The sequence below is a fragment of the Cupriavidus sp. 8B genome (assembly GCF_054589115.1).
On the sequence record NZ_BAAILO010000150.1, the window covers coordinates 66,289 to 75,043 of the forward strand.

At 68.1% G+C, this 8,755-nt stretch carries 8 protein-coding genes; 1 reads left to right on the forward strand and 7 read right to left on the reverse strand.

Going from position 1 to position 8,755, the window contains the following annotated elements:
• The 4 genes from pyrR to ACYP5B_RS15500 all read right to left on the reverse strand — a co-directional run.
• On the reverse strand, positions 1–486 hold a 486-nt coding region (gene pyrR, locus ACYP5B_RS15485; protein WP_459570304.1), incomplete at its 3' end, for a bifunctional pyr operon transcriptional regulator/uracil phosphoribosyltransferase PyrR.
• Positions 483–920, reverse strand: a complete 438-nt coding sequence (ruvX, locus tag ACYP5B_RS15490; RefSeq protein ID WP_267604071.1) for a Holliday junction resolvase RuvX — start codon at positions 918–920, stop codon at positions 483–485. The genes pyrR and ruvX, both read right to left, overlap by 4 nt.
• Positions 913–1,485 carry a YqgE/AlgH family protein gene (locus ACYP5B_RS15495; RefSeq protein ID WP_318231877.1) on the reverse strand — a complete coding sequence of 191 codons (573 nt, stop codon included), beginning with the start codon at positions 1,483–1,485 and terminating at the stop codon, positions 913–915. Before ACYP5B_RS15495 ends, ruvX begins: the two co-directional genes overlap by 8 nt.
• 136 nt (positions 1,486–1,621) lie before the next feature.
• Positions 1,622–2,329: a pseudouridine synthase gene (locus ACYP5B_RS15500; RefSeq protein ID WP_459570313.1), complete on the reverse strand. Its 708-nt coding sequence runs from the start codon at positions 2,327–2,329 to the stop codon at positions 1,622–1,624.
• 175 nt (positions 2,330–2,504) lie between these two features.
• On the opposite strand from ACYP5B_RS15500, the gene ACYP5B_RS15505 reads away from it, so the two are divergent.
• Complete coding sequence (locus ACYP5B_RS15505) at positions 2,505–4,055, forward strand: cryptochrome/photolyase family protein (RefSeq protein ID WP_459570305.1); 1,551 nt, start codon at positions 2,505–2,507, stop codon at positions 4,053–4,055.
• Between the two features lie 68 nt (positions 4,056–4,123).
• On the opposite strand, the gene ACYP5B_RS15510 is transcribed toward ACYP5B_RS15505, so the two are convergent.
• The 3 genes from ACYP5B_RS15510 to hemC are packed head-to-tail and all read right to left on the reverse strand — an operon-like array spanning position 4,124 to position 8,500.
• Complete coding sequence (locus ACYP5B_RS15510; protein WP_459570306.1) at positions 4,124–5,314, reverse strand: heme biosynthesis HemY N-terminal domain-containing protein; 1,191 nt, start codon at positions 5,312–5,314, stop codon at positions 4,124–4,126.
• Between the two features lie 3 nt (positions 5,315–5,317).
• Positions 5,318–7,489 (reverse strand): fused uroporphyrinogen-III synthase HemD/membrane protein HemX, encoded by a 2,172-nt coding sequence (hemDX, locus tag ACYP5B_RS15515; RefSeq protein ID WP_459570307.1) that lies wholly within the window; start codon positions 7,487–7,489, stop codon positions 5,318–5,320.
• A gap of 9 nt (positions 7,490–7,498) precedes the next feature.
• Positions 7,499–8,500 carry a hydroxymethylbilane synthase gene (gene hemC / locus ACYP5B_RS15520; RefSeq protein ID WP_459570308.1) on the reverse strand — a complete coding sequence of 334 codons (1,002 nt, stop codon included), beginning with the start codon at positions 8,498–8,500 and terminating at the stop codon, positions 7,499–7,501.
• Between the last annotated feature and the right edge of the window lie 255 nt (positions 8,501–8,755).

The following is an 8,755-nucleotide window of genomic DNA, read 5'->3' on the forward strand; positions in this document are numbered from 1 at the left end:
GGAGCCGGTGCCCTCAAACGACAGCACCAGCGTGGTGCCGGGCGGCAGCTCCACGTGCGCGGCGGCAATGTCGGCAGCCGCCGGCAGTTCGCGGCCACCGCGATCGACCAGCACGGCCAGCGCCACGCGGGCCGGGCGGCCATAGTCGAACAGCTCGTTGACGGCGGCGCGGATGGTGCGCCCGGTGGCCAGCACATCGTCGATCAGCAGGATCTTGCGGTCTTGCACGTCAAACGGCAGCGTGGTCGGCTGAGCTTGGCTGTGCAGGCCCTTCTTGGCATAGTCGTCGCGGTGGAAAGCAACGTTGATGACCCCATGCGCCGCAAGCTGCAGGTCGGCGGCAAGCCGCTCGGCAATCCAGGCGCCGCCGGAATAGATGCCGGCAACCGACCATTGCGCGCGTTCGGCTTCAGGCAGCGCAGCCTGCACCTGGTCACGCAGCGTACGGTAGAGCGCCTCGGCGTCGAGAGAGGAAGTCTGGGTCATAGCGGATGCTGGTCGAAGTACTGTTGCAGGATGATGCTGGCGGCCTCGGCGTCAAGCGCGCCCTTGCGGGCGCCGGCCATCTCGGCGGCGATCGACGTGTAGCTTTCGTCCACCCAGGCCACCGGCAGGCCGAAGCGGCCGTTCAACTGGTTGCCAAAGCGGCGCGCGAGCCGCATCGAAGGCTGCTGGGTGCCGTCCGGATTGGTGGGCATGCCCACCACCAGTTGCACCGGCGCCCATTCATCGATGAGCGCGGTCACCGCCTCGAAGCGGCCTTCCACGGTGATATTGGGGATGATGACGAGCGCACGGGCCTCGCGCGTGACAAAGTTGCCAAGCGCAACGCCGATCTTCTTTTCGCCGTAATCGAAGGCCAGGACGGTGCCGTCGGTGGGCAACTGGCGCGGCGCTGGCGTCGCTCCGTCCTCAGGCATGCCCAGCCTCGCCCGAGAGCATGGTGAAGTCGATGCCCAACAGGCGTATGGCGGCGGCAAAGCGTTCCTCGGGAGGCACGCTGAAGATGATTTCAGGATCGGCCTGGACGGTCAGCCAGCCATTGCGGCTGAGTTCTTCCTCAAGCTGCCCCGCGCCCCAGCCGGCATAGCCGAGCGTGAGCAGGAAGCGTTGCGGGCCGCTGCCGTTGGCCACGGCCTCCAGCACGTCCTTGGAGGTGGTCATCTCGAGTCCGCCGGGCACGGCCAGCGACGAGACATAGATGCCAACCGGATCATGCAGCACGAAACCGCGCTCGGTCTGCACCGGCCCGCCGAAATAGACAGGCTGCTGCGCCACCGGCAGGATCTCCAGTTTGAGGTCGATCTTGTCGAACAGGGTGGCCATATCGATGTCGATAGGCCGATTGATCACCAGGCCCAGCGCGCCGCGGTCGTTGTGCTCGCACAAGTAGACGACGGAACCCGAAAAAGTCGGGTCTGCCATGCCGGGCATGGCAATCAGGAACTGATTGGTGAGATTGATTGGGGCTTCCAGCGTCGCCATTCCTGCATTTTATCAAATCGTTGCCATCCGTCCGGAAAAGATTCACGGATGCCGCACTGCAGCATCCCGGCCCTTGCCCGGTGCGCTTGCTTGCTGGCCTCTTGGCCAGCTTCTTTGCTCGCTTGCTGCCGCCTGCTTATTCCTTGCGCGTCAGGGCGACCAGGTCTTCGGGCGTGAGCCAGCGCCAGTCTCCCAGCGCCAGGGTCGGCTCCAGCACCAGCCCGCCGATGGCGCTGCGGTGCAGGGCTTCCACATGGTTGCCCGCGGCTGCCACCATGCGCTTGACCTGGTGGTACTTGCCCTCGGTCAGGCTGAGGCGCAGGCTACGCTCGCCGGTAGCCTCGCAGGCGGCCGCCGCGATCGGGGCCGGCTCGTCCTCCAGCTGCACGCCCGCCATCAGGGCATCGACCTGCGCTTGGGTGACCGGCTCGGCGGTCGTCACCTCGTAGACCTTGGGCACCTTCTTCTTGGGCGAGGTCTGGGCGTGGATGAACTGGCCGTCGTCCGAGAGCAGCAGCAGGCCGGTGGTGTCCTGGTCCAGCCGCCCGACCGCCTGCACCTCGCGCTGGCGCAGCGGCACCGGCAGCAGGTTGTACACGCTGGGATGGTGGCGCGGGCGCTGCGAGCACTCGTAGCCCACCGGCTTGTTCAGCAGGATGTAGGCCTTGGTGTGGCCGATCCATTCCTCGCCGTCCACGGTCAGGCGCAGGCCGTCGACCTCGAACCTGGCGCCCGGATCCTCGCACAGGGTACCGTCGACCTCCACCAGGCCGGCCCCGATCAGGTCACCGCAATAGCGGCGGGTGCCGAAGCCTTGGGATTGGAGGATGCGGTCGAGTGTCATGGCCATGGCTTGCTTCTTGATATCTGGATTACTGGATTACTGGAATACGGGTTGGTTTCTGCGGCGCTGCGGGCAACGCTGGCCGCCATGCGGGGCCAGCCAGCGCGCGCGGCGCATGCCTGACGCTATGGTAGGGTAACAGGCTTCGTCAGCCCAACTTCCGGAGCGCCCGATCTTGCCCCCATCCCGCGCCGATGCCCGCCAGCCCTATCGGATCGACCGGCAGTTCGAGCGCGGCCTGGTCTGGTTCCGGCGCGACCTGCGCGCCGACGATCACGCGGCGCTGCATTATGCCCTCAAGCACTGCCGCCAGGTATGGTGCGTCTTCGTATTCGACCGCGAGATCCTGGATCCGCTGCTGGCGCGGGGCCTGGCGGCCGACCGCCGGGTGGCGTTCATCCTGGCCTCGCTGGCTCCGCTGGACGAAGCGCTGCGCGCGGCCGGCGGCGGCCTGATCGTGCTGCATGGCCATGCGCGCGCATCCCTTCCCGAGCTGGCCGCCGAGCTCGGCGCCACCGCCGTGTTCGCCAACCACGACTACGAGCCCGCCGCAATGGCCCGCGACGCCGAGGTGAGGCAAGCGCTGGCGGACCAGTCCTGCGCCTTCTTCAGCTTCAAGGACCAGGTGATTTTTGAGCGGGACGAGATCCTGACTGGCCAGGGCAAGCCCTTCTCGGTCTTCACCCCCTACAAGAACGCCTGGCTCAAGGCCCTGCTCCCGTTCGACCTCACGCCCTACCCGGTCGAGCCCTATCTCAGGTCGCTGGCCGCACCACCCAAGGCTTACGTGCGCCCGCTGCCCACGCTGGAGGCACTGGGCTTCGTCCCCTCCAACCTGGCCGAGATCGCCATGCCCGCCGGCAGCGCCGGCGCCCACGCGCTGTTCGACGAGTTCTGCGACCGCATGGGCGACTACACGCGCCGGCGCGACTTCCCCGCCCTGCGCGGCCCGAGCTACCTGTCGGTACACCTGCGCTTCGGCACCCTGTCCATCCGCACGCTCGCCCGCACCGCCCACGCCGCCACGCTGCGCGGCGGCGCGGACAGCGCCGGCGCCGCCACCTGGCTGTCGGAACTGATCTGGCGCGATTTCTACTTCATGATCTTGCACCACCACCCCCGGGTCGCCGAAGGGCATGCCTTCCACCCCGCCTACGATGCCATCCGCTGGATCGACGGCGACACCGGCGAGCGCTACTTCCAGGCCTGGTGCGACGCCAGGACCGGCTACCCGCTGGTGGATGCCGCCATGCTGCAGATCCGGCAAAGCGGCTACATGCACAACCGACTGCGCATGGTGGTAGCGAGCTTCCTGGTGAAGGATCTCGGCGTGGACTGGCGGCGCGGTGAGCAGTACTTCACCGACCAGCTCAACGACTTCGACTTCTCCGCCAACAACGGCGGCTGGCAGTGGGCAGCCTCCACTGGCTGCGACGCGCAGCCCTACTTCCGGATCTTCAATCCGACCACGCAGTCGGAGAAATTCGACCCGCAGGGGCGCTTCATCCGCAAGTACCTGCCGCAACTCGCGCGCTTGCCGGACAAGTACATACATGCACCATGGATAGCCTCAGAGGACGTGTTACTAGCATCCGGGGTCAAGCTAGGCGAAAACTATCCGCGACCGATCGTCCAGCATGATGTCGCGCGCAAGGAGACGCTCGCGCGGTATGCCTCGGTGGTGGAGAAGGCAAACCAGCGGCGACTGAACGAAGCCGACGGATAGGCCAGCGCAGCCGCCATGACGACGGCTGTCTCTCGCTCTCCCTTCAGTGGGCGAGGGAAGCAAAACCCTCAAGCCGCCAAAATCGCGCTCTCCCGATAATGCCGCTGCGCCTCCTCCGGCCTCTCCGTCTCCTCAAACATCTTGGCCAGCGCCAGATGCGCCCGGACCCGCAGCCTGCGCTGCGAATCCACATCCGCATACCTCAACGCCCGCTCGAAACTCGACTGCGCCTTGCCCCATAGCTTCTCGCCAAGGCAAAGCACACCCAGCGCAAAGTACAGGTCCGCATCGACCGGATGCTGCGTCAGCCATTTTTCGGCCTGCTGGATCTGTGGCAGCGCTCGTCCAGGCTCGGCGCATTCGGCATAGCGCAAGACCAGCCGGCTGTCCCAGTTGACCTTGAGCGCGTCTTCCACGATCTTGCGGGCCTCCTCCTGCCGGCCGAGCGCCGCGAAGTAGCGCGCTGCGGGCTCGGCAATGCGGGCCGCGCGCCGTTCGTCGGTCGAGAGCGAGCGCCAGAAATCATGCAGCGCGTCGATGTCGTTCCGGCGCTCTTCAAGCAGGGCCTCGCAGGCCAGCTGCTTGAGGCGCAGCGCCAGCACAGGATGCAGGGCGTTGCGCTTTTCCAGCGAGCGCGCCAGGCGCAGGACTTCGGTCCAGTTCTTCAGGTGCTGGTGGGCACGCAGCGCGATGCGCTGCACATGGATCTGGCGCGCGCCCTGGGCCTGCAACTGCGCGATGGTTTCCAGCGCGCCTTCAGCGTCGCGGGCGTCGACCAGCAACTCGGCCATCGACACCAGCCGGGCCTGCTCGCGCTCGGGATCGGTCACCTGCGCCATCCAGGCGTCGCGCCGCTCGGTTTCCTGCATGCGGTGCGCCGCGCGGGCACCGATCAGCGCCGCGGTCTGGGCTTGCTCGGGCCAGGCCTGGGCCTCGCGCGCGGTGCGCTCGGCACGGGCAAAGCGGCCGGCGAACAGGTTCTCGATGGACTCGCGCAAGGCCGCCTGCGCGCGGTTCATGCGGCTGCGCTCACGGTAAGCCGCAGCGCGCGCCGGCATCTCGGACAGATGGCGCATGGTGCTGAGGATGGTCCAGACCACGAAGAACGCCAGCAACAGCAGGGCCAGCCCGAGGTTCAGCGACAGCTCGACCCGGTAAGGCGGGTAGAACAGGACCAGGTTGCTCTGGTTGAATTGCGTGAACAGCGCGAGCCCGACCGCGCCACCGAACAGGATAGCTACCCAGAAAAGAAGCCGCATGTGCTACTCCTTCTTGAGCGCTTGCAGCGCGCCGAGGCTTTCCGCCATGGTGGGCAACTGCACCGTCACCGCGCCTGCCTGGGCCTGCTTGAGCAGGGTCAGCACGGCCTGCACGCGGCGCGACTTGGTGTCGCAATAGCGCCCGATCATGGCTTGCGCGGCCGCCAGGTCATTGCGGAACACCGGCTCGTTGCGCGACAGCAGCGCCAGGCGCGCATTGAGCAGGCGCAGCTTGACGTTTTCGCGCAGGAACCAGCCCTGGTCGCCGGTCAGCAGCAGAGCCTGGGCATCGTCCACGCGGCGGATGCGGATGACTTGCGTCAGCTCGTCGCGCACACTGCCCCACAGGCGGCCAAACCAGTTGCCGATCGCGTTGCCGGCCGGCACTGCCTCTTCCTTGGCGGCATTCCTGCCTGCCTTGGCGCCGGCTGGCTTGGCGGGCTTGTCGACGGCCTCGGCCATCGCGTCCGTCTTGCGCGCATCGGCTTCACTGCGCTCGAGCATGCGCTCGCTCGACAGCAGCGGCAGCGTATCGATCTGGTTGATGGCTTCGTCGAGCTTGATGGCGGCACCGGTCAGGTCCGTATCCGGCACGGCCTTCATGCGCGCCACGTCGCGCGCAATGGCCCGGCGCAGCAGGTTGTATTGCGGCTTGTCGGTGCGCGCGAGGCGGGTGTCGGCGCTTTGCAGCGCGGCCAGCGCCACCTGCACGTTGCCCGTCAGCTGGAGTTGCTGGCCGGCGTTGGTGAGCAGTTGCTGGATCTCGGCGATCTCCCAGTCGTCGCGGTTGCGCATCAGGTCCTGGTAGACCTGCTCCAGCGCGGATTGCTTGTCGCGCGCCTCGCCCACCTGGCCGTCCAGCGCGCCGACCTTGGCCTGCAGTTCCTTGACGGTGTCCTGCGCATTGCGTGAGAGCACCCGGGTTTCCTGCACCAGTGCATCGTTGCTCTGCTGGCGCCGCGCCAGCTCCTGGGTCAGGTGGTCCACGCGCTGCTGCAGCCACCAGAAGCCGCCGCCTATGGCGAGGACCAGCAGGAACAGCAGCAACCACCACGGATTGACGCGGGGCGCGCCGCGCACGGGCAGCGGGGCGCCAGCCGCGGGAGGCGGGCTGGAGGCGGGAGGAGCGGTATTGTCTTGCGTCACGCGATCGACCTTCGTTGACGTTGCGGGCGGTGGGTTGACTTGTGGTGCTGCCGGGGGCGGCGGCACCGTGGCGACCGGGGCAGGCACAGGCACGGGCGCGGCGGCAGCCGGCGGCGGCGCGACAGGCATCGGCGCCGGCGGGCCGGCATGCGCCTGCGCCCACTGGCGGCAAGCCGCCAGCAGGCCTTCGTCTCCGGGTGCCGCGCGCAGCAGGTGCGAGAAGCCGAGGGCCAAGGCCTGTTCGGCGATTCTCGCATGGGGCGCGATGCACTGCACCTGGCGCAGGCAGGCAAGCTCTTGCGGGCTCAGGGCCTGGCGCGCCATCTCATCGAGATTGCGCACGGCTTCGGAACTGGTCAGCAGCCAGGCCTGCGGCGCCGCGCCCGGCTTGAGAGCGTCGCGCACGGCTTGCCATTGCATGCTGCCGGGCGTCGGGACCGAGCGCTGGTAGGCCTCGACCGCCTGCACCTCGGCGCCGGCGGCCCGCAGGCGCTTGGCCAGCCAGTCTCGCCCGCCGTTGCCACGGATGATCAGGACCTGGCGGCCGTCGAGCGCGCCGGCGTCAAGCTGGGCTTCGAGCTGTTGCCACAGGGCCTCGGAATCGAAGCGCGCGGCGGCGCCATCGCCACCGTTGGCGGCATCGCCGTTGTCTGCCTCATGGCCGGTCGTACAACCGGCCGGGGCGATCACGCGGTAGTTGGGCGCGGCAATCCCGCGCTCGGCCAGCGCAGCCACGCTGGCGGGGCCAACCACGGCTACCGCTACGGATGCCGGCCACTGCGGCGCGGGCTTGTCCTGCACCTGGGCCAGTGCGTCGAGCGCGAAGGCCACGGCATTGGGACTGACGAAGACCACCAGCGCGAAGTCCGGCAGTTGCGCCAGCGCCGCGCGCAAGGGGGCATCGTCGGCCACGGGGCCGATTGCCAGCAGGGGAAAGCCAAGCACGTCCAGGCCGGCGGCCGACAGGGCCTCGGTAAGTTGCCGGGACTGCCCGGCGGGTCGTGTTACAACGACGGTCGGGCGGGGCATGGGCCGGTCTCAGGCAGGGGCTTGATGGGACGCCGGATCCACCAGCGCCGCGAGAATGTCGGCCGCGCCCTGCCCCAACAGGTCCTGGGCAACGGCCTTGCCAAGCGCTTCGGCCTGGCTGGATGCATCGGCGCCTTCCACCACGGCGGCAGACTGGGCCCGCACGCAGCGGCTGCCATCGGGCAGCGCCACGAAGGCATCGATGTGCAGTTGCGCGCCGTCCCAACGCGCATGCGCGGCAAGCGGCACCTGGCACGAACCGCCCAGCATGCGCGACACGGCGCGCTCGGCAGTCACGGCCAGCGCGCTGGGCGCATGGTTCAGCGGCGCCAGCCACGCGGCCAGCTCGGGCCGGCCGGACGGAATCTCGATGCCCAGCGCGCCCTGGCCGGCTGCCGGCAGCGAGCTGACGGGATCCAGCACGGCACGGATACGATCAGCCAGGCCCAGGCGCTTGAGCCCGGCGGCGGCCAGGATGATGGCGCCGTAGTCGCCACGATCGAGCTTGGCCAGGCGGGTATCCAGGTTGCCGCGCAGCGGCTGGATCACCAGGTGGGGGTAACGGGTACGCAGCGCGGCCTCCCGCCGCAGGCTGGAGGTGCCGACCACGGTCCCGGCGGGCATTTCGTCCAGCGAGGCGAAGCGGCTTGAGACCAGCGCATCGCGCGGGTCCTCGCGCTCCATGATGGCGGTCAGGGCAAACCCTTCAGGTAACTCCATCGGCACATCCTTGAGGGAATGCACAGCGAGGTCGGCGCGGCCTTCGGCCATGGCGATCTCAAGCTCCTTGACGAAGAGGCCCTTGCCGCCGACCTTGGACAAAGTACGGTCTAGAATCTGATCTCCGCGCGTCGTCATTCCGAGAATGGACACATCGCACGCGGGATAGTATTGTTGCAATGCAGCACGCACATGCTCGGCCTGCCACATAGCCAAACGGCTTTCACGGGAGGCGATGACTAGCTTGCGCGGCGCAGCGCCGGAGGAAGACGGGGAGACGGATGCTTGCATCCGCCAATGTTAGCACGCACCCCAAGCCGCTCTGGGCCAATAGACAACACACAATAGATAAGAAACGACAGGAGATTGCATGACGCAGCAAGCTGCGCGCCCCGCCGGCCGGCGCAAGCCAACCGCCAGCCGGGCAGACGCCCCCGACACCACAATGGCTTCCGCCTCGATTCCCGCGACCGCCCCATCCGCCAAGACCACCCGCACCAGGCGCGCCACCGCGGCGAAGCCTGAAGCGGCGCTGGCCGTGGCCCC